Genomic DNA, 20,644 nt, shown 5'->3' on the forward strand with positions numbered 1-20,644 from the left:
GCTGCCTGCGAGGTAATATATTGTTTTGCACTGACCGGATGGCAAAGCGATTGTTGCTGCCCGCGCGTGCAGCGCATGCATCACTGCCCTTTTTGCGGAGCATTACATGAAACCTTCAATTGTCATACTGGATGACTGGGAACACGGGCTTGCCCGCCTCGTAGACTGGTCCGATATACAAAACCGCAGCCATCTGACAATTCATCACGACCGCTTGCGCGATGAGCAGTTGCTGGCGGCTGTGGCCCAGGCGCAATGCGTTGTGCTGATGCGCGACCGCACGCCCTTTCCCAAATCGCTGATCACGCAACTGCCCGATCTGCAACGCATTATTTTTACCGGTACCCGCAACAATACGCTTGATCAGCAGGCAGCCGAAGCAGCCGGCATCAAGGTCACCGCAACCGAATTCGGGCCGTCCAAAGCCAGCACCTGCGAGCTGGCCTGGTCGCTGATTCTGGCATCCGCCAAGAAACTGCCGGACCTGCTTGTCAGCCCGCAACAACCGCAGTGGCGTACGCCCGCGATCTGCCAGCATCTTCCCGAAGTGCTGGAGGGCAAGCGTTTAGGTCTGATCGGTCTTGGACACATCGGCAAGCGCATGGCTGCCGTTGGCCGCGCCTTCGGCATGCAGGTGCAGGCCTGGAGTCCAAACATGACACCAGAACGGGCTAGTGAAGAGGACGCAAGCAGCGTATCACTGGAAACCCTGCTGTCCACTTCCGATGTGGTGTCGCTGCATATTGTCGTCTCGGATGCCACGCGCAAGCTGCTCAACAGCGACACACTAGCGCTGATGCAACCAGGCAGCCTGCTGGTCAATACCTCGCGATCCAGCCTGATTGACACGCCGGCCCTGATCAAGGCACTGCAACAGGCCGCCCGGGATTTGCCGCACTGGATGTCTTTGATGATGAACCAGGCATCAGCCCCGAGTTGGTAGCGCTGCCCAATATCTTGCTCACACCGCATATGGGCTTTGTCAGTGAACAGGTGTACCGCAAATTTTCAACCAATGTGCAACAACAATTGATCCAGTGGCTGGACGAAACAGCATTATGACAAATAGCATATTGCCTCATAGCGCGCTTATTCTGGTCGATATCCAGCCGGACTTCATGCCCGGTGGCCCGCTCGCATGTGAACAGGCAGATGCCATTGTGAGGCCTGTACAGGCCTTACTGGCGCAGGACTGTTTTGCCCATTATGTCGCCACCCAAGACTGGCATCCAAGTGGCCATATTTCCTTTGCATCCTCGCACACCGGCCGTAAACCCTTTGACAGTATTGAGCTTTACGGCCATCCTCAGGTGCTATGGCCTGATCACTGCGTACAGGGAACAAACGGTGCGGCCTTGCATAGTGCCATCGACTGGAACAGGATGAATGTCATATTACGCAAAGGCGCCGATCCCGCTGTGGACTCGTACAGCGCGTTTTGCGAAAACCACAACCCTGCAGGCGAACGTCCATTGACCGGTCTTGCCGGCTGGCTGAAGGATCGCCAGGTGCGGAATGTATATATTGGCGGCCTGGCAAGAGATGTGTGCGTATTATGGTCCGCGCAGGACGCACAGGCGGCTGGTTTCAATACATTTGTCATTTGGGACGCGACCGCCCCGGTTACCGCCCAAACCGATGCAGATACGCGCAAGACCCTGCTGGCACAGGGCATCCGCATCGTGTAAAGCGACAACCTGGCCGGTACCCCTTAAAATCTGCGGCGAACGGATTCGCTCGTATCGCGTCGCTTCTATCATGAATGAAGTGGCTATATAGGTGGCTATCGGCCCGGTGCCGCCTTTTTGCTCCCACATCACAACAGCAATGGCAGCAGCACCATGGGTATCAGGGCAGGTTGCCGTGCCTTGCTTGCAATCAATGCTGCTCGATAAAACTTTTGAGAAATTCCTGCGTGCGCGGCTCCTGAGGATGAACCAATACCTCATCGGGTGTGCCCTGCTCGACGATTTTTCCCTTGTCAAAAAAACAAACCCGATCTGAAATCTGCTTGGCAAACTGCATTTCATGCGTCACCAGCAACATGGTCAGATCGTGCTCTTCGGCCAGCCGCTGAATCACATTGAGTACCTCGCCCACCAGCTCAGGATCCAATGACGAGGTGGGTTCGTCAAACAGCATAATGTTCGGTCGCATCGCCAGCGCGCGTGCAATGGCCACCCGCTGCTGCTGACCACCGGAGAGCTGGCTTGGAAACTTGTCGCTCTGATCGGACAGGCCTACCAGTTCAAGATACTTGTCGGCGCGCTCGTTGGCTTCTTCTTTGGACAATTTGAGCACCTGCACCGGTGCTTCGGTCACATTGCGACGTACCGTCATATGTGGAAACAGATTGAACTGCTGAAATACCATGCCCATTTCCTTGCGCATCTCACGCAAGTGCTCTTCTGCTGCGGGCACCAGCTCACCGTTTTTCTCTTCATGCCATAACGGCCTGCCGGTCACGTAAATGACGCCATCATTGATGTTTTCAAGTGTCATCAGGATACGCAGCACCGTAGACTTACCGGAACCGGACGGGCCAATAATGGTCACTTTTTCGCCCTTGCGCACTTCGAAATCCAGTTCGTCCAGCACAGTCACATCGCCAAATTTCTTGACGACTTTTTCAAAGCGGATAATCGGCTCGCCGGTATCCGGACGAGCGGCGGCGACATCGCCATTCGCAGCACCTTGGCCCTGCGGGTGATCCGGGGTGCTCGTTGAATTATCATTATTCATCGGATTATTCATCGTAAAGGTATTCCTCGTTTGGGCAGGTGGGTATCCAGATATCGCACCCCGTAGGACGCGACGATCGTCAGGATCAGGTAAATGATTCCCACCATGGATAGCGGTATCAGATAATTGAAGGTACGATCACCTATGATTTTTGCAACATTGAGCATTTCCAGCACAGTAACGACTGACAGTACCGGCACATCTTTCATGATGGATACCAGATAGTTCCCCATCGCCGGGATAATGCGCGGGATGGCCTGCGGCAGAATGATAAAACCGAAAGTGCGCACCGGCGCAAGGTCCAATGCCCGGGAGGCCTCGGTCTGTCCGCGCGGGATGGATTCGATGCCTGCCCTGTAGACCTCTGACAGGTAAGCGCTGTACTGCACGCCCAATGCCAGCGCCCCTGTCAGAAAAGCGGGCAGGACAATGCCATGCTCGGGCAATACATAATAAAGAAAGAAAAGCTGGACCAGCAATGGCGTATCGCGGATAAATTCAGTGATGAATTTTGCAGGCCACGAAATGATGGCCAGCCGGGCACTTTTGAGACCGGCCAGAATCAGGCCCAGCACCATGGCCACAAGAAAGCCCAGCACGGTGGCCTGCAGCGTGACCACCAGACCTTTGAGCAATATCGGAAAAATCGAAACAGCAAACGACCAATTGCTGCTGGTGTCCCATTCAATACCAAAAAGCATGTTCAGGCCCTCCCCGCGCGCCAGCGCCCGACAGAGCGCTCCAGCAGTTTCATGATTCCGGTCAGAATCAGCGCCATACCGAAATACATAAAGAGCAAAATGGTGTACACCGTTGTGCTGTCTTGTGTGTAATTGCGGATCTGTTCAGCACGAAACGCCATATCGCCCAGGCTGATCAACGATACCAATGCGGTATCTTTAAGATTTTGCACCGCCAGGTTACCAAAGCTGGGCATCATTTCCGGAATGGCCTGCGGCAGGCAAATAAACCGTAATGTCTGGCGCGGCGTAAAGTCCAGCGCTTGGCCGCCTCAAATTGCGAACGTGGCACTGCCTGCAGGCGCCCCGTACGACCTCGGCGCCATAGGCGCCGATATTGAATCCCAGGGCCAGCGTTCCGGCAACCAGCGGCGCCATACGAAAGTCCAGGCCCAGCGCCTGTCCCAGTAGCGGCAGCGCAAAGAACAGCCAGAACAGTTGTACCAGCAGGGATGTTCCGCGAAAAATTTCGACAAAGCAGATAGAGAATCCGCGATAAAACCAGTTGCTTGAAAGCTTGCCGATACCGAACACAAACGCGGTGATCGCACCCAGTATGGTCGAATAGACTGTCAACTGAACGGTCACCCACGCCCCCTGCAACAGGGGCGTCAGATATATATTCCAATCCATCGGTCGCCTTTTGTTTTATGGAAATGAGATGAAGGATGCAAGCGGCAGCCTGCACGAGCCGGTGAGTTTGAACGTGGCTGGTGTCGCCACATCAGGGTGGTCTGCAATCGCCTCGCAGACCCATGTGCACACGCCATACGGCTAGCGCATAACCCGCAATAAAACTACATCCTGATTACTTGGCAGCGCAAAGCTGTTCTGTCGTCTGCTTGGTAGACTCTTCCAGATCATGCTCGGTAAAGCCATAGGTAGTGAGAATCTTTTTCCACTCTGGTGTTTTCTTGAACTTGGCCAGCTCTTCGTTGACTGCTTTACGCAGATCATCGGAGTCCTGATCAAAGGTGAAACCACCCCAGCTGCGGGCTGGTTTGCCATCAATCACCGGATCCTCAAACTTTCCTGCCGGCTCAACCTTATCACTCTTCTCGGCCAGTTCACTGACCGTCAGGCTGGTCGCGGCGTAGGCCGCAGCGCGCCCGGTAGACACAGTCGAAATCGCGTCTGCATTATTGGAGATGGTCACCATGCGGCTGTCGTCAACACCGAGTTTTTGCAGCATCTCGAGCTGGTCAGCACCCGCCATGATGGCGATTTTCTTGTCTGACTTGCTGAAGTCTTCGTATTTGTGCAGATTGTCCGGGTTGCCTTTGGCTACCAGCAGGCCTTCACCATAGGAGCTGTTAGGCTCAGAAAAAGCTACCTGCTGACAACGCTGAGGCAGGATAGCCATCTCTGCTGCGACCATGTCGAACTGATCGGCCTTCAGGCCTGGAATCAGTGAGCTGAACCCCGTGGTGACCCATTTGATTTCCTTGATGCCCAGCTGTTCCATAATATGCTTGGCCACTTCCGGTCCGGCGCCTTTTGCCTCACCAGTTGGGTCGACAAAACCATAAGGTATTTCATTGGCAACTGCAATCCGCACCACGCCTTTGTCTTTAATTTCCTGCAACGTGGCAGCCGAAGCCACTGTACCAAAAGCCGCAGCGGTTGCTACAGCGAGAGCCAGCAGGGTTCGAGTTTTGAGCATTCTATTCATCGTTCTACTCCCCTTGAAGTTGATTTATCCTGAAGTTTTTATCTGGAGTTTATCCAGATAAAAATTGCATTTGAAATAACTTTCAAATGCAGAATGCAGCACACTTTCATGCATAAAATTCATCACATGACGAGTGTGTTTTCTGCGCTAGCGGTTATCGCTTCAGCTATAGAAGTAACATAGATAAATGGTACAGCACAACCGCAATAGATTAATTTTGATATATTCGTTACATCCGAAAAGGCGTCATTTAGATGAAATATATACATGGAAAACCCTAGGTTTATTTCAATTGAAATAAATTTTATTAATCAATAACCTAATGTCATGCAGTTTTATAATCGCCGTAATAAGAGTGGATACTTGTCCATCAGCTACAGGTCTGGATCGATTACTACGGCCATGTTCAAATCACCCGAAAAGTGTTTTGCACAAGGTCAAAAATTCAACAAATAATTGCTTTATTCAGATTTAATGAAAGTTTTTTGCACGACATAAAATAGAAATTCATTCATACAAAAAGTTACAGCCATATCAGGCATGCAGCGTTCCCATTGTCGCCTGGAAAATAGAAATACCAGCTCTTAATATGCCATCAGTTTTCTTGCGAAAAATGCAAGCCATCCATCAATATTTCATATGCGAATGGGGGGCTGTGGTGAGATTGGTTACCCATGTGGGTGAGTCTTAATATTATCGAATTACACCCATTTAATTGCCCAAAGCGCCTGCTACGCGGACTGCCTTGCTGTTGCGAGCAATAACACCCTGTCATTTCGTATCGTACGGTAGTAGGCAATAAAGGCAAGACCAGCAATCTTAGTTTGTACTGGCCCCTGCGGTTGCTACCTACTGCCAGGTTTTAAGCAATTGCCTGAGCGTGTCAAGCGCCTGTGGATTCATGGGCCACGCAGAAGGTGGTCGGGTTGCACCGCAATTGTGACCTTGAAGTTGTAATGCAGTCTTCACAACCGTCACATTGGCGCCATTATTTTCTTCTGCCCGCAATTGTTCAAAGGGTAGCATTTGCGCGATCAGCTGATTTGCCGCAGTGTAGTCGCCCTTCTCAAGTGCATTATGGATTGCAGCACTGTGGCCAGGGGCCACGTTTATCAGTCCTGAAGTAAACCCGCGGGCGCCTACCGCATAAAACGGCGGCGCCCAGGTTTCGGCCAGGCCACCTACCCACGCTATATCCAGATGCCGCGTGCGGGCAATTGCATCGGCCAGCACAAGAGGCGTTGGCGATGCCCATTTGACGCCAACCACAGAATCAACACTGCAAAGCGCTTCTATGGACGCCATGCCGATTGCCTCATTACGCAAATACAGCACCAGCGGCAGACCCTGCGCCGCTTCTTCGATACGACGTACGTAGGCAAGTATGCCTCGTGGCGATACGAAGGGATCCGGCGGCTGGTGAATCATCAGCGCATCAGCGCCGGCCTCCCGGGAAGCGGCCGCAAGGTCACAGGCCTCCTCAATGCCACGCCCCACCCCGCCAAGCAACGGAATCCGCCCACGTATCTGGTCCGCCACGGCTGCCACCATGGCCTGGCTTTCCCCGTAGCGCAAGCTGTAGTACTCACTGGTATTACCATTTGCCACCAGTATGTGTATGCCTGCTTCGATTGCATTATCGATAATGGGCTGCAGTCGTGCCGGTTCAATCTTGCCGTGATCATCAAAGGGGGTGACCAGAATGCCTGAAATACCATCAAGCGCAGCCCGCACCTGCGCCCGGTCGAAAGTTGCCATATCCGTCTCCAGAATAAAATTTGTTGTAAATCGTTAAACAGGCAATGCGCTGCGACGAAAACAGGCCAGCGCATCGCTCTTGACTGTGGGCGCCAGTGCCGTTCCCAGACCCGGGGCATCGGGACGCGACAAGAATCCTTTATCCAGAACCGGCAGCTCGGTAACCAGGTCTTTATAAAAGGTATGAAGAAACGCACGCACCACTTCCTGAAAAATTGCATTGGGCGATGCCAGGGCCAGGTGCAGAGAAGCCCACAGCACTACTGGCCCGGTACAGTCGTGCGGCGCGATCGGCTTTTGATATGCATCAGCAAGGCTGGCAATTTTCCTGCCTTCGCTGATACCACCACACCAGGACAGATCAAGCATCACAATATCCAGTGCATGTTCCGCCAGCAAATCGCGAAAGGTACTCTGAGAGGCCAGGGTTTCGCTGCCGCATACAGGGATCTGCGCAAGTCTGCGGTAGTCTGCCAGCAGTCCGGGACTATCCATCTTTATTGGATCCTCTGCCCAGAAGGGTCGAAATTGCTTGAGTTCCCGGGCGATGGCCAGTGCGCAAGTGACATTCCACATCGAATGAAATTCACACATGATTTCAATTTCGTCACCAACGGCCAACCTGATTTTCTCAAATACCTCCAGGCCTTGCCGCATTTGCCGGGCACTGACATACTGACACCGGTTTCCATGGCGGCGCCATCGAATGGCCATATTTTCATGGCACCAAAGCCTCATCAATCAGGCTAAGTGCCAGCTGCGCCGGGTCTTCGATAAAGGCAATCTGATCGTCATAACGACCACGGATTTTTTCTGCCCCGGGCTGAATCAGCCGACGTTGAATACTTTTACTATTGTAGTCAACACCGGCGCAGGTATTGTAGGCACGCATGCGTTCATGACAAGCGCCACCCAGCAATTGGTACACGGGCTGGCCGGTAATCTTGCCGAAGATATCCCACAGGGCGATATCGATAGCCGACGCAGCACGGCTCTCTACGCCACTGCCATTGAAACCCAGATAGCCACGAAAAAGCACCTTGTGCAGGCGCTCAATGTCCAGCGGATTTTCTCCCAGAATCAATGGCGCCGCCATGGAATGTAGATAGGTTTCCACCGCCTCGGCGCCGCGAAAGGTTTCACCCAGCCCGACGATACCCTCATCTGTTTCTATTTCAACCCAGATCAAATTAGGCTGGGATTTCAGTCTTATGGTTTCAATACCTGTAATACGCATGTTTTTTACTCTGTGGAAATACGTTGGGCGCGGATCAATTCGGCCCATTTATCATGTTCGGACTTGATGTGCCTGGCCAGTACAGACGGCGCACCACCAATGGCTCCGATGCCCGATTGATTCAGTTTGCTGATGACAGCAGGATCCTTGAGGGCGTGATTGAACGCCGCATTCAATCTTTGAATCACCGGTGCCGGTGTCCCTGCAGGCGCCCGATAGCAAACCAGGGCTCGATGACGAATCCTTTATAGCCCAGCTCCTCCATGGTTTGCACATTGGGCAAATTGGCCGAGCGGGTGCGCCCCGTTACGGCAAGCGCATTGACTTTTCCCGATTTGATAAAGGGAAGAATCGACGGTTCATTATCAAAGAAAACGTCTATTTGTCCGCCGATCAAATCGGTAATTGCGGGACCAGATCCTTTGTATGGCACATGCAATAGAGAGATGCCAGCCATTTTCTTGAGCAGTTCGCCCGCCAGGTGATTGGATGCCCCTACGCCGGAAGAGCCATAGCTGATATCGCCCGTTTTCGCTTTGCCGATCAGCGTCTGCAGGCTATCGATGCCTGTCTTGGGTCCGGTAACAAATGCATTAATGGACGAACCCAGCAATATGACCGGCGCGATGTCTTTGAACAGATCAAAGCCGGATTGGCATACAGACTGGCGTTAACCGAACAGTTGCCAATACTGCATAAAAAAATGGTGTAGCCGTCGGCGGGTGCTTTGACGGCGGCAACAGTACCGATATTGCCGGTTGCGCCCGGACGATTGTCTATAACGATCGGCTGCTGCAGATCCTCTGCGGCAGCACCGGCTACCAGACGGGAAACAAGATCGCCAGAGCCCCCGGGCGGGACCGGAACAATCATGCGAATCGGCTTGGAGGGAAACGGCTGCGCGCCGGCCAGGCCCGGGTTGAACAACGCCCCGGCCAGCGCCAGCAAGAGCATGGTCATTGGTTTTTTCATGCAATGTCTCCTTGATGCGAACATAAATGGCGTTGTTCGCTATTGTGATTCGTTAGATATTTGTGATTCGTAGCTATTTTTATTTTTAAAAATACAATCATATAATCATTATATAATTGATGTCAATCGTTCAGTCGCATGTGAACCGCTTCGTTACAGGTATACTTGTCGCCATGTCTTCATCCCAGTTACGAAACTTCCATCAACAAATAGTCGATGCTTTAGGTAGCAGTATTGTTGCCGGGCATTTTGCCGAAGGCATCCAGCTTCCCACCGAACCGGAATTGGCCAACACGTATGGCGCCAGCCGCCTTATTATCAGAGAGGCGATGAAAAGCCTGGCGGCCAAAGGCCTGGTATCCATCCGGCCACGCACCGGCACACATGTGCTGCCACGCAGCAAATGGAATCTTTTCGATCCATCTGTGCTGGACTGGTACGCAAGATTGCCGCCAGACAAAAAACTGATGGCTGACCTGATGGAACTGAGACAGGCCAAGGAGCCACAGGCGGCACATCTGGCCGCTTTGCGAGCCGAACAAACAGATATTGAGACATTGCAGCTGGCATACCAGGCAATGTCTTGCGCAAATAATCGTGCGGACTATATCGAAGCCGATTTACGCTTTCACGGCGCAGTCGTTCACGCCAGCGGCAACGTGTTCTTCAGGCAACTGGAAATGGCGTTATCTGCAGTCTGGACCATGAGTTTTCGCGCCTCCAGCGACCAGTGGGGTCCAGACCCCCAGGCACTGGCGCTGCATAAGACACTGCTGGATGCCATCGGCGCCCACGACCCCACGGCCGCGGAAAATGCAGTGCTGGCACTGATCGACAGAGCGGTAATGCGGATTGGCGAATGACTCGTCGCCCAACGGCGCCCTGGATAATCGTAAAATAGCCGATTGAACGCCAGAATACTTTAGACAACCTATCACTCATGCCTGCAGAAACCAGTAAAATCGCGCCTTCCGGGCACACCCCCATGATGCAGCAGTACCTGCGCCTCAAACTCGAAGCCGGATCTGTGCTGCTGTTCTACCGTATGGGAGATTTTTATGAAATGTTCTATGAGGATGCCGAACAGGCAGCCAGACTGCTGAATCTGACGCTCACCAAGCGGGGAAATTCAAATGGCCAGCCCATTCCCATGGCAGGTGTTCCGGTGCATGCCATGGAAACCTATCTGGCGCGTCTGGTGGCCATGGGCGAATCGGTGGCGATCTGCGAACAGATCGGCGATCCTGCCACCAGCAAGGGGCCCGTTGAGCGCAAGATCGTGCGCATCGTTACGCCTGGTACGCTGACCGACGAAACCCTGTTGCCTTCAAAGCTGGACCGTCCTCTGCTGTCGGTTTTCCTGCCGTCCAAAGGCAAGGCGCCAAAATACGGGCTGGCCTGGCTCAACCTGGCCAGCGGCCAGTTCAAAGTCACACAATGTGACAAGGAAGCGCTGGACTCGGAAATCCACCGTATCGCACCCGCGGAAATCGTACACGCCGACTCCTTTGTCCTAGAAACAAAATTTGCCGGCTCGATCAGTCACACTGCGGACTGGCACTATGACCTGAATGATGCCAACACCCTGCTTTGCCAGCATTTTCAGATCGACTCGCTGGGCAGCTTCGGCATGGCCGATATGCCCGCCGCCATTTGCGCGGCCGGCGCGCTGTTGCGCTACGTGGAACGCACGCAAACGCAGTCGCTGTCGCACGTCCAGCACATCATGGTCGATCACGCACTGGACTATCTGGTGCTGGATCCGGTCACGCGCAAAAACCTGGAAATCACCGAAACCATCAGTGGCGAGAGCCGACCTACCCTGTTTTCTTTGCTGGATCACTGCGAGACCCCCATGGCAGTCGCAAGCTGCGCCATTGGCTGCACCACCCGCTGCGCTCCAATAGCCAGATCCAGGCGCGCCAGACCGCGGTTGCGGCCATGCTGACCGGACGCCCCGACGGGCCCGTGCATCCCCATATCGCGTTGGATAACCTGCGTACAGAACTCAATGCGTTTCCCGATCTGGAACGTATCGCAACGCGCATCGCCTTGCGTTCGGTGCGGCCCCGGGAGCTGGCCAGCCTGCGCGATGCGCTGGCGCGCCTGCCGCAGTTGCAGACTGTTTTACGCAACCAGCATGCCAATGCCGATCGCCTTGACGTCCTCAACAATGAACTGACCCTGGATGCCAGCCTGCACGCCGCATTGCAGGCTGCCGTCGCTGCCGAACCGGCAGCGATGATCCGCGATGGCGGCGTGATCGCCGCCGGGTTTGATGCCGAGCTCGATGAGCTGCGCACCCTGGCCAGCGACAGCGGCGCCTTTCTGGTAGAGCTGGAGGCCAGGGAACGCCAGCGCAGTGGCATTGCCAATCTGCGCGTAGAGTTCAACCGGGTTCACGGCTTTTTCATTGAAGTATCCAAGGGCCAGGTCGACAAAGTACCCGACGACTACAGACGCCGCCAGACACTCAAGAATGTCGAACGTTATATTACGCCCGAGCTCAAGGGTTTCGAAGACAAGGTGCTATCGGCCCGCGACCGGGCGCTATCGCGCGAAAAATGGCTCTACGAGCAGTTGCTCGACACCATGCAGGATTGGGTAAACCCCCTGCAGCGTTGCGCGCAGGCCATTGCAGAACTGGACGTTTATCTGGCGCTGGCCAGTCATGCCAGGGATAACGAATGGGTGGCACCGCAACTGGCCGAACACCCGGTGATCGACATTGAGGCAGGCCGACATCCGGTGGTCGAGCACACGATCGAGCAATTTACGCCCAATAGCTGCCTGATGGACCATGACAGACGCATGTTGCTCATTACCGGCCCCAACATGGGTGGTAAATCAACTTACATGCGCCAGACCGCCCTGATCGTACTGTTGGCGCGCATGGGCAGCTTCGTGCCGGCAACTGCCGCCACCATTGGTGTGATTGATCGCATCTTCACCCGTATTGGTGCTGCCGACGACCTGGCGGGCGGCCAGTCCACCTTCATGATGGAGATGACCGAGGCCGCCACCATCCTGGCTGCCAGCACACCCAACAGCCTGGTGCTGATGGACGAGATAGGTCGGGGCACCTCCACCTACGATGGCCTGTCGCTGGCATGGGCCATCGCCTGCCGGTTGCTGGACCATAATCATGCGCTGACGCTGTTTGCCACCCATTATTTTGAAATTACCCGACTGCCTGACCTGAATTCATCCGCAATTAATGTACACCTTGCCGCTACCGAAGCGGCTAGCGGCATTGTTTTTCTGCATGAAGTTCAGGAGGGGCTCGGCCAGTCGCAGCTACGGCATTCAGGTCGCGCAACGGGCCGGTCTGCCCGTGGCAGTCATCCGCCAGGCCAAACGGGAGCTGGATCGCCTGGAAAGCCAGGCCGGCGATATATCACAGCTTAATCTGTTTACTGCCACACACGAAACCGATGACCAGCAAAGCGACGATGCGCTAGAGCTTACCGCCTTGCGCGACGCCCTGCAGGAACTCGATCCCGATAATATGAGCCCACGCGAAGCGTTGGACGCCCTTTACAAATTGCATAACCGCTTTGGCGGAGAATCATGACATCTATTGACATTCACGCCCCCATGACTTTGCTGGGTGGACGCAGCCCCGCTCAATTCATGCGCACATACTGGCAGAAAAAACCGTTGCTGATCAGACAGGCCATTCCTGGTTTTGCCAGCCCCGTTCCTCCCGCCGGGCTGAGGAAACTGGCAAAACGCGACGATGTCGAATCACGCCTGATCTGGCAGGAAAATGACGAATGGAATATGGAAAGCGGCCCGTTCGCACGCTTTCCCAAGGTGGCCGAGCCCAACTGGTCTTTGCTGGTGCAAAGCGTGGATCTGCATGACGACGCGACTGCAGCGCTCATGCAGCAGTTTCGCTTTATTCCTGACGCCAGGCTGGACGATATTATGATCAGCCTGGCTTCGCGCAACGGCGGCGTTGGCCCGCATTTTGACAGCTACGACGTGTTTCTGCTGCAGGGCCACGGACAGCGGCGCTGGCGTATCAGCCAGCAGAAAGACCTGTCGCTGGTGCCCGATATTGCCTGCAAGATTCTGCAGCATTTTGAACCTGAAGAAGAATTTGTGCTGGAACCCGGCGATATGCTGTATCTGCCGCCGCATATTGCGCATGACGGCATCTCGGAGTCGGACGAGTGCATCACCGTTTCTATCGGCTTTCGTGCCCCATCCCTGGCCGTTCTTGCGCGTGGGCTGCTGGAAGTGGCGGCCGATCAGCTGAGCGCGCGCAACGGCCTGGGCTTTGGCCCCTACTCCACGCCCGCACTACCCGGACCCGACCTCTCGGGCATGTTCCAGGATAAACGCCTGGCCGCCACTACTGAACCGGCTGCCTTGCCTGATGAACTGATCAATAGCGCGCTGGCAGCGGTACAGAAAATTACGTTCACCGAGCGTATGGCGGCACGCTTTCTGGGCTGCTGGCTGACCGAACCCAATTCCCTCACTGTCTTTCCGATTGCCGAAGACATGGTCGACATAGACGACGTGATCGACAGCGATGGCAGCCTGGTGCTGGATCGCCGCAGCCGCATGATTTACCGGGGTACAGATCTGTTCATCAACGGCGAAGCCCTGGAATTGAAAACCAATGCTACGTTTAAAAAATTCGCCGACACACGCATATTGACCTGCGCCGATCTGAAAAAAGCCAATGCAGCCACGCTCGCACAGTTGCAGGAATGGCTGGATGACGGCTGGATCGTAACGCAATAATCAGGCAAAAAAAACCTGGCAATAACTTGCCAGGTTTCCTCGACTTCAACACACGATCAGGACAACGATCAGCTTACATTCTCTCGGCCAGTACCGTCAGAATGCGACGCGCAGTCGCGCTGTTATCTGTCTGGCCCTGTTCATTGCGCACCGTCACGACAGACTGACTGCCCTCGGAAGTGACTACAATCGTGTAGGGCAACGGCGTCAGATTGCCTTTATCGCCCCATAGGCGGCTGATAAAGTTGGATGACTGGCGCTTCTCGCCGGTATCGGTATCCAGGTAACGGACTGTATAGGTACCTGCTTGTGGATCACGATTATCCACCGTGAAACCAGCAGAATTGATCGCGGCGCCCACCTGATTGTAAGCCTGGCTTTGCCCCACTTGCAGTGGCAACGCGGCAACGTCGGCCATGACGACCGGATGAGTTGGTGCGGCCGCGGCGGCGCGCTTTGACGCACCTGTGTTTCAGCCTGTTGCTTGGTTGCTCCCATGAACACCATCAGGCGCGACAGCATCGCGGCGTTCAGACCCGGATCTTCCTTGGCGGGCAGCCATTTGAATGTGGTACCGTCCCGATCCATGGGAGTTTCGACCATGCGTTCGTGATTGATGAACACCAGCGTTTTGCCATTGGAGCGTTCCACACGCGTGCGGAAGCGTTCACGCTCGCCACTGTCTTCAACCATATTGATGATGGCACCCAATGCCCGGTTAAGCAGGTTGCCAGGAATTTTTGCACGATTTTCGGCCCAGTCGGTTTCAATCAGCCCGGCCTGAGGATTATCACGATTGATCGTAAAGCCTGAATCGACCCAGAAGTCGATCAGCTTAGGATAAACACGCCCGGCTTCCTGGCTCACTTCCAGCCAGCGGTTGGCGCCTGAACTCTGAATTTTCAGCCCAGGGGTTTCAGGCAGAACAGATGCGCCGGACGCGGCATCGCGATTGGCCTGCGCCACTGCCTTGTTATATTCGTTGGCTGATGCATAGCCGCCTGGCGCCTTGTACGCCGGATTGATCTGTGACGACGATAGATCAGGCGGCAGACTTAGCGGGTCACCTCTTACGGTACTTTTGTAGTCGACCTGTTCGGTATCACCCATGACTTCATCCATGACATTACATCCCGCCAGGAGGGTAAGCGACAGTAAACCAGATACTGCAAGAAAGCGTGCATTCATACGCATATTCTCAATCCTATATTATTTGACCAACCCGAGATCTTTCAGGGCAGTCAGAACAGTTTCATGATGCTGGGCGCCCAGATCACACATTGGGAGCCGATATCCGGCCTGGATCAGACCCATTTGCACAAGCGCCCATTTGACCGGAATGGGATTGGCTTCGACAAACAGCACTTTATTGACACCTGCCAGTTTTGCATTAAGTTCACGGGTCCGCGGCACATCGCCCGACCGTGCAGCCACGCACAGCTCATGCATGAGGGCTGGGGCGATATTGGCCGTTACCGAAATATTACCGGTGCCGCCCAGCAGCATCAGTGCTGCTGCGGTGGGGTCATCGCCACTGAAAACCTGGAAATACTCGGGTTTATCCCGAAGCAACAGACCCAGGCGGGCAATGTCAGCAGTTGCATCCTTGATACCGATAATGCCCTGCACTTGCGCCAATCGCAATATCGTATCATTGGACAAATCCGCAACGGTACGACCGGGCACATTGTACAGCATGATGGGCAAGCCGCCTTCACGGGCAATCGCCTCAAAATGGCGGAACAGACCTTCCTGCGTGGGCTTGTTGTAGTAAGGCACCACCGACAGACCCGCGTCAGCCCCCATTTCCCTGGCTTTTTTGGTCAGATGAATGGCTTCCGCAGTTGAGTTCGCGCCCACCCCGGCAATGACCGGGATCCGGCCGGCCGCATGCTCCACCGCCACCCGGATGAGTTCTGTATGTTCGCTTACATCTACCGTGGGCGATTCGCCGGACGTGCCCACCACCACCAGGCCATCAGATCCTTCCTGGACGTGCCAGTCGATCAGCTTCTTGTATGCGTCGTAATCGATATCCCCATTGGGTAGCATTGGAGTCACAAGGGCAGGAAAACTGCCGGTGAATACAGGATACGAAGAACTGTCGACCGCCATGATAGAAACGTCCAGAAAAGGTTGATATTAAATGCCTAGCGTATAGCTAATTCGGTAGTTTAATTGAAATGCATAAAATTAATGGAAAATTTAATGACAATCCCGTAAAACACGTTTCAATTGACATCTGCCACTGGCAGACGGCTGGATTTGACCAGCCATTCGGCGGGAAACGCTGCAACTGCCATCACGAACCGCAAGCTCACCCGGACAGGCCAATGGTTGCCGGATCCCCGGAACCCCTGCGGATAATCGCGGGGGTCGCCGTTGTCAGATCAATGACCGTGGTCGGCTGGGTCGGGCACGAGCCGCTGGCAATCACGCCGGCCAGCGCATGGCCGTAACGATCGGTAATTTCATCCGGGTCGTTCAACGGCATCTCTTCGCCTTCGGGGATCAGGGAGGTCGATAGCAAGGGCGTGCCCAGCTCCTCGATCAGCAGCAAGGTGACCGGATGGTCCGGAACCCGGATGCCGATGGTTTTGCGCGAAGGATGAGAAACTCGCCGCGGCACATCCTTAGTTGCCTCCAGGATGAACGTCCAGGGGCCGGGCGTCGCGTTTTTCAGCAAGCGGTATTGCGCGTTGTCGACCTTGGCGAATTTGGCGATCTCCGCCAGGTCGCGCACCAGCAGCGTCAGATGATGGCGCTCATCCAGGCCACGCAGGCGGCGCAGGCCGTCGGCCGCCGTCTTGTCGTCAAGACGCGCCACCAGCGCATAGCTGGAGTCGGTAGGTATGGCCAGTAACCGGCCGTTATCCAGCAATTGCGCAGCCTGTTTGAGCAGGCGTGGCTGCGGGTTGACCGGGTGTACATCAAAAAGTATGGACATAATTATTATTTCACTCTGTGGCTGGCTATGCACCTATTGTAGCGAATTGAGTGACACATGGTGCGGGTTCGGGTTAGAATCACGGGCTGGATTGTCTCCGTAGCTCAACTGGATAGAGCACCCGCCTTCTAAGCGGGTGGTTGTGGGTTCAAGTCCCGCCGGAGGCACCAACTTTGCCATGGGTGCCATGCCCTATATAAAATAAAGTGCACTAAATAAAATAAAGTGCACTAAACACCCGATCAAAAGCGACTATATTCATCGTTTTTAAAAATTGCCGGGTAAATCGAAGCATTAGGCTACTGAAGCATTAGGCAACTGATCCATTAGGCAACATCACCGGCAAACTTGTCGTGCCAGAAACAGAGCCATAGTGCCTGCGGCTTATCCCAATTAAAAATAATAAAAATACCAATCTGGCCGGTCTTACGACGAATATACGACAGAACACAGCGCGCTAAATGCGTCAAAAATGGGTGTTCAGTGCTCATGATTGCATTTGCCGAAAACCCAAGTACCACAATGGCTGCACGCAAAGAACGCCCTCTCCTCCAAAACGTATCCAATATTTACTATTAACGCATCGGCAAATATTGCCACAGAACGCGTCTTGCGTATAGGGTACCAATCCCGTTATCCTTAAGAGGATCAGTGGCTGGGGCCCGTAGCCTCTTCATTATTGACGTCATTGACCCCACAGGCAGGGGCATTCACGGGCACCGCTGCTCCGCCTTATCCAAAGGCGCAGGCACAGTGAGACGGCCTGCAGGATTTATGCATTGAGCAGAAGATCGATGGCATCACCCTCGCAATTGCCGATACACTGAAAAAACACACGGTACAAACGAAGACCGCAGCACGCAATGCCAACTTGCAAACCAGAACCACACCAAGAGGAGAAGTATCAATGAGACACACGCAACAAGAAGGAATCGATGGACCTGCGGACGGCCAGTCGGCCCGTTCGTCATTATCCGGCACTACCATGAACCGCCGGGGTTTTCTTACCGCGGCGACGGCAACGGTGCTCACATCTGCCGTTGCGGCCAGGCCGGCAATGGCGCGCAATTTCGGCCCACAGACAGAACCGATACGTTATCCCGACCCGGATATCGTGGTGCTGGACAAGCGCTTCAAATACAAACTGGGCAACGCGGCCATCATGCGCCTGCATACCGGTATGCAATGGGCCGAAGGTCCCGCGTGGAACGCAGTCGGCCGCTATCTGGTGTGGAGCGACATCCCCAACAACGAACAATTGCGTTGGTCCGAAGAGGACGGCCATGTAGGCCGTCGCTTTCGCTCGCCCTCTGGCAATTCCAATGGAAATACCTTTGATTTCGAAGGGCGCCTGCTCTCGTGCGAGCATGATACGCGCCGCGTTGTACGCTACGAGCACAACGGCAAGGTGACTGTTCTTGCCGAACGCTTTGACAATAAAGGATTGAATGCGCCTAATGATATCGTGGTGCATCCGAATGATGGTTCGATCTGGTTTACTGATCCGGGCTATGGCGCACTGATGGAGTATGAAGGCAATCGGCATCCGGCCAGCACCGATTCGGCCAGCCCGATTCAGAAGGAAGCGGTCTATCGGATCGACGCGCAAACGGGTGCCATCGCCAAAGTGGCCGATCAGCCGTTCAAGCCCAATGGGCTGTGCTTCAGTCAGGATTACCGCAAGCTTTACGTCGCCGATACGGGAAACTCACACTACCCCTCTGCCAAGAATCAGATTTGGGTCTTTGATATAGACGGTGCCAAACTGACGAATCCGCGCACCTTTGCAACCATGGCGTTCGAAGGCAAGTCAGGCTCGGCTGACGGCATCCGCTGCGACGAAGATGGCAATATCTGGGCCAGTGCCGGCTGGGGTGGCGAGGGCTATGACGGCGTACACATTTTTGCGCCTGACGGCGTACGGATCGGACAAATCCGATTACCGGAAATCTGCTCCAACGTATGTTTTGGCGGCTCCAAGCGTAATCGCCTTTTCATGACGGCCAGCCAATCGCTGTACGCTGTTTATGTGGAAACACGCGGCGCGCATATTACATAAAGTCGCACCGCGCGCGACGGGCCGGCGGTGCGTCAGAAGTGTAAAAAAAGCGACGAAGCATTGATGCGCAACGCCGGGCCGGCTATTTTATTAAAAACACCTTTGTCATGACATCAGGCATCAGCGGCGCGACTGCATGATGCCTATTTGCGCACATGACTGATTGGTGCTTGATGCTAATTACCGGAGATTGAAATGATCAGCTATACCATGGTAGGAACCAATGACCTGGAACAATCTATCCATTTCTACGATCCATTGTTTGTTGAAATGGGTTTGGAACAATGCTTCAGGGATAACAACTGTGTTTCATGGGGAAAAAAGACGGATATTACTTTCCCCCGTTTTTTTACCGGCTATCCTTTTGATGGAAAAAAGCCAACGCAGGCAATGGCGTCATGACGGCCTTCGAATTTGATAATTCGGAAATAATCGACCGGCTGTACGCGCTTGCTATAGAAAATGGGGGCTCCAGCGAAGGCGAGCCCGGTTTTCGGCCACGCTACTCAGAGGACTTTTATGCCGCTTATGTCCGCGACCCGGATAACAATAAAATTGCTTTTGTGGGGCGTCTTGCTTCATCCTAGTTTTGACCGACGACATTTGTGGCTGGCCCCAAAAACGCTCACGGAAAAAGCGGCAAGTGCACTCAGCTTTGAGGGACCAGCCAGCATTACACATCATGGATTCTTGATTCGGTGTGCAATCTGCATAAGGCTTTTCCCCGTAGCTCGTCCCGGTAGCACAATGGCAGCATGTAAACATGCATTTTACTTTTAACAGCCTTTCACTCGATCGCGATCACGTGTGCATCAGATTGAGAGGCTGACACCGGCCGGATGTCGCCGATGGATTCGACCAGCGTCTCCAATAACGGCGACTGGGCCGCATCCGCAGTAAACAGGCTGAAGCGAACTGCCGGCAACGGCGGCAAACCCATTGATTCGTCTGCAACAGCAAGATCGGGTGTCATCTGGCTTTGAGTCATGGGCGCGATAGCAAAGCCGGACCGCACAGCGCAGCGCATACTTTCGAAACTGCTGCACACCATCGCAATTTTCGAAGCCATCCCAACCCTGGCCAGTTCGGCAAGCGCTACCTGGCGATAGGGACAAGGCTCAGGGAAAAACGCAAGCGGCAGTGCTTTAGAAGAACTCGGCGGCCACGGTATATGCGGACTGCAAGCCCACAGCAAAGGTTCCTGCCACATTAAACGTCCAATACGCGCCGACTCGCAGTGCGAGCCCAGGACGATGTCCAAAGCACCTTCCTGTAACTGGCCCAGCAGTGTGCCTGGAATACCCACCGTCACCTCGATATCCAAGGACGGATGCGACAACCGAAATTGATTCAATCTGTTCAATAGCGTAGATTGTGCAAAATCTTCTGCGATACCTAATCTGATTTGGCCAGATGCTTTATGTCGACCCACTTCAACCAGCGCATCCCTCCCCAAGGCAAGAATAGCCCGGGCGTACACCAGCAATTTTTTTCCATCTGCTGTCAACGTCATGGACCGGGTTGTGCGTTGCATTAAATCTGCCCCCAGTTGTGATTCAAGACGGCGAAGGTGCCCGCTTATTGCCGATTGCGTCAAATTGAGGCGGCTTGCAGCGCGGCCAAAGCCCCCCTCGTCGATGACGGCAACAAATGTTCTGAGCAGTACAGGATCAAGCATATATTGTGATTTATTATGAATAATACAAAATTAATCAATTTGTACACTAAGTCCAATTGTGCTGCAATGACATTTGTTTTC

Annotated in this window: 20 protein-coding genes, 1 tRNA gene and 4 pseudogenes; 9 read left to right on the plus strand and 16 right to left on the minus strand. The window is 54.1% G+C overall.

From position 1 onward, the window contains the following. The first annotated feature begins 106 nt into the window (after positions 1-106). A pseudogene (locus TKWG_RS13900) lies at positions 107-1,062 on the plus strand (D-2-hydroxyacid dehydrogenase family protein). After that, a complete protein-coding gene (locus tag TKWG_RS13905) occupies positions 1,059-1,688 on the plus strand; it encodes a nicotinamidase (protein ID WP_014751440.1) in 630 nt (209 codons plus the stop codon). Before TKWG_RS13900 ends, TKWG_RS13905 begins: the two are co-directional and overlap by 4 nt. A gap of 190 nt (positions 1,689-1,878) precedes the next feature. Here the strand turns inward: TKWG_RS13905 and ehuA are convergent, their stop codons facing one another. The 10 genes and pseudogenes from ehuA to TKWG_RS26045 all read right to left on the minus strand — a co-directional run bounded on the left by ehuA (position 1,879) and on the right by TKWG_RS26045 (position 9,109). Continuing rightward, the gene (gene ehuA, locus TKWG_RS13910; protein WP_148274548.1) at positions 1,879-2,742 is read right to left on the minus strand and encodes an ectoine/hydroxyectoine ABC transporter ATP-binding protein EhuA; all 864 of its coding nucleotides are present in this window, start codon (positions 2,740-2,742) and stop codon (positions 1,879-1,881) included. Positions 2,743-2,750: 8 nt separating this feature from the next. After that, complete coding sequence (gene ehuD / locus TKWG_RS13915; RefSeq protein ID WP_014751442.1) at positions 2,751-3,443, minus strand: ectoine/hydroxyectoine ABC transporter permease subunit EhuD; 693 nt, start codon at positions 3,441-3,443, stop codon at positions 2,751-2,753. 2 nt (positions 3,444-3,445) lie between these two features. Further along, entirely contained in the window at positions 3,446-3,742 is a 297-nt protein-coding gene (locus TKWG_RS25125; RefSeq protein WP_322786635.1) for an ABC transporter permease subunit, read from the minus strand. Continuing rightward, entirely contained in the window at positions 3,663-4,115 is a 453-nt protein-coding gene (locus TKWG_RS13920; RefSeq protein ID WP_238534180.1) for an ABC transporter permease subunit, read from the minus strand. The genes TKWG_RS25125 and TKWG_RS13920 overlap by 80 nt, the downstream gene beginning before the upstream one ends. A 175-nt stretch (positions 4,116-4,290) precedes the next feature. After that, positions 4,291-5,145 carry an ectoine/hydroxyectoine ABC transporter substrate-binding protein EhuB gene (gene ehuB, locus TKWG_RS13925; RefSeq protein WP_238534181.1) on the minus strand — a complete coding sequence of 285 codons (855 nt, stop codon included), beginning with the start codon at positions 5,143-5,145 and terminating at the stop codon, positions 4,291-4,293. Positions 5,146-6,003: 858 nt separating this feature from the next. Then, positions 6,004-6,912: a dihydrodipicolinate synthase family protein gene (locus tag TKWG_RS13930; RefSeq protein ID WP_014751444.1), complete on the minus strand. Its 909-nt coding sequence runs from the start codon at positions 6,910-6,912 to the stop codon at positions 6,004-6,006. A 33-nt stretch (positions 6,913-6,945) separates the two neighbouring features. Further along, the gene (locus TKWG_RS25130; RefSeq protein WP_322786547.1) at positions 6,946-7,650 is read right to left on the minus strand and encodes an enolase C-terminal domain-like protein; all 705 of its coding nucleotides are present in this window, start codon (positions 7,648-7,650) and stop codon (positions 6,946-6,948) included. Further along, positions 7,631-8,149, minus strand: coding sequence for an enolase-like domain-containing protein (locus TKWG_RS25135; RefSeq protein WP_238534183.1), 519 nt, complete (start codon positions 8,147-8,149; stop codon positions 7,631-7,633). The genes TKWG_RS25130 and TKWG_RS25135 overlap by 20 nt, the downstream gene beginning before the upstream one ends. Positions 8,150-8,154: 5 nt before the next feature. Continuing rightward, positions 8,155-8,762, minus strand: a pseudogene (locus TKWG_RS26040) (tripartite tricarboxylate transporter substrate-binding protein). Beyond that, the gene (locus tag TKWG_RS26045; protein ID WP_264300242.1) at positions 8,693-9,109 is read right to left on the minus strand and encodes a Bug family tripartite tricarboxylate transporter substrate binding protein; all 417 of its coding nucleotides are present in this window, start codon (positions 9,107-9,109) and stop codon (positions 8,693-8,695) included. The pseudogene TKWG_RS26040 and the gene TKWG_RS26045 overlap by 70 nt, the downstream one beginning before the upstream one ends. A 185-nt stretch (positions 9,110-9,294) precedes the next feature. On the opposite strand from TKWG_RS26045, the gene TKWG_RS13945 reads away from it, so the two are divergent. From TKWG_RS13945 to TKWG_RS13955, 3 genes and pseudogenes are all read left to right on the plus strand, one after another. Then, positions 9,295-9,984, plus strand: coding sequence for a FadR/GntR family transcriptional regulator (locus TKWG_RS13945; RefSeq protein WP_014751448.1), 690 nt, complete (start codon positions 9,295-9,297; stop codon positions 9,982-9,984). A gap of 77 nt (positions 9,985-10,061) precedes the next feature. After that, positions 10,062-12,695: pseudogene (mutS, locus tag TKWG_RS13950) on the plus strand (DNA mismatch repair protein MutS). After that, positions 12,692-13,879, plus strand: a complete 1,188-nt coding sequence (locus TKWG_RS13955; RefSeq protein WP_014751449.1) for a cupin domain-containing protein — start codon at positions 12,692-12,694, stop codon at positions 13,877-13,879. The pseudogene mutS and the gene TKWG_RS13955 overlap by 4 nt, the downstream one beginning before the upstream one ends. A 73-nt stretch (positions 13,880-13,952) precedes the next feature. On the opposite strand, the gene bamC (TKWG_RS26050) is transcribed toward TKWG_RS13955, so the two are convergent. The 4 genes and pseudogenes from bamC (TKWG_RS26050) to TKWG_RS13970 all read right to left on the minus strand — a co-directional run bounded on the left by bamC (TKWG_RS26050) (position 13,953) and on the right by TKWG_RS13970 (position 16,826). Beyond that, positions 13,953-14,297 (minus strand): outer membrane protein assembly factor BamC, encoded by a 345-nt coding sequence (gene bamC, locus TKWG_RS26050; RefSeq protein WP_264300243.1) that lies wholly within the window; start codon positions 14,295-14,297, stop codon positions 13,953-13,955. Between the two features lie 92 nt (positions 14,298-14,389). Further along, positions 14,390-15,073, minus strand: a pseudogene (gene bamC, locus TKWG_RS26055) (outer membrane protein assembly factor BamC); the annotation flags it as partial. A 15-nt stretch (positions 15,074-15,088) separates the two neighbouring features. Beyond that, on the minus strand, positions 15,089-15,994 hold the full coding sequence (dapA, locus tag TKWG_RS13965; protein WP_014751451.1) for a 4-hydroxy-tetrahydrodipicolinate synthase: 906 nt from the start codon (positions 15,992-15,994) through the stop codon (positions 15,089-15,091). A gap of 202 nt (positions 15,995-16,196) precedes the next feature. After that, complete coding sequence (locus TKWG_RS13970) at positions 16,197-16,826, minus strand: L-threonylcarbamoyladenylate synthase (protein WP_014751452.1); 630 nt, start codon at positions 16,824-16,826, stop codon at positions 16,197-16,199. A 93-nt stretch (positions 16,827-16,919) separates the two neighbouring features. Between TKWG_RS13970 and TKWG_RS13975 the strand changes: the two genes are divergently transcribed. Further along, positions 16,920-16,996: transfer RNA gene (locus TKWG_RS13975), tRNA-Arg, on the plus strand. A gap of 156 nt (positions 16,997-17,152) precedes the next feature. Here the strand turns inward: TKWG_RS13975 and TKWG_RS13980 are convergent. Further along, positions 17,153-17,362 (minus strand): hypothetical protein, encoded by a 210-nt coding sequence (locus tag TKWG_RS13980; RefSeq protein ID WP_014751453.1) that lies wholly within the window; start codon positions 17,360-17,362, stop codon positions 17,153-17,155. 371 nt (positions 17,363-17,733) lie between these two features. On the opposite strand from TKWG_RS13980, the gene TKWG_RS13985 reads away from it, so the two are divergent. The 3 genes from TKWG_RS13985 (at position 17,734) to TKWG_RS24055 (ending at position 19,472) form a co-directional block, all read left to right on the plus strand. Then, positions 17,734-18,885, plus strand: a complete 1,152-nt coding sequence (locus TKWG_RS13985; RefSeq protein WP_014751454.1) for an SMP-30/gluconolactonase/LRE family protein — start codon at positions 17,734-17,736, stop codon at positions 18,883-18,885. 195 nt (positions 18,886-19,080) lie between these two features. Continuing rightward, a complete protein-coding gene (locus tag TKWG_RS24050; RefSeq protein WP_014751455.1) occupies positions 19,081-19,287 on the plus strand; it encodes a VOC family protein in 207 nt (68 codons plus the stop codon). Continuing rightward, complete coding sequence (locus tag TKWG_RS24055; RefSeq protein WP_014751456.1) at positions 19,284-19,472, plus strand: VOC family protein; 189 nt, start codon at positions 19,284-19,286, stop codon at positions 19,470-19,472. The genes TKWG_RS24050 and TKWG_RS24055 overlap by 4 nt, the downstream gene beginning before the upstream one ends. Before the next feature lie 200 nt (positions 19,473-19,672). Here TKWG_RS24055 and TKWG_RS13995 read toward each other — a convergent pair whose 3' ends face one another. Then, positions 19,673-20,563, minus strand: coding sequence for a LysR substrate-binding domain-containing protein (locus TKWG_RS13995; RefSeq protein ID WP_014751457.1), 891 nt, complete (start codon positions 20,561-20,563; stop codon positions 19,673-19,675). Between the last annotated feature and the right edge of the window lie 81 nt (positions 20,564-20,644).

The organism is Advenella kashmirensis WT001, from assembly GCF_000219915.2.
GTDB lineage: Bacteria > Pseudomonadota > Gammaproteobacteria > Burkholderiales > Burkholderiaceae_B > Advenella > Advenella kashmirensis.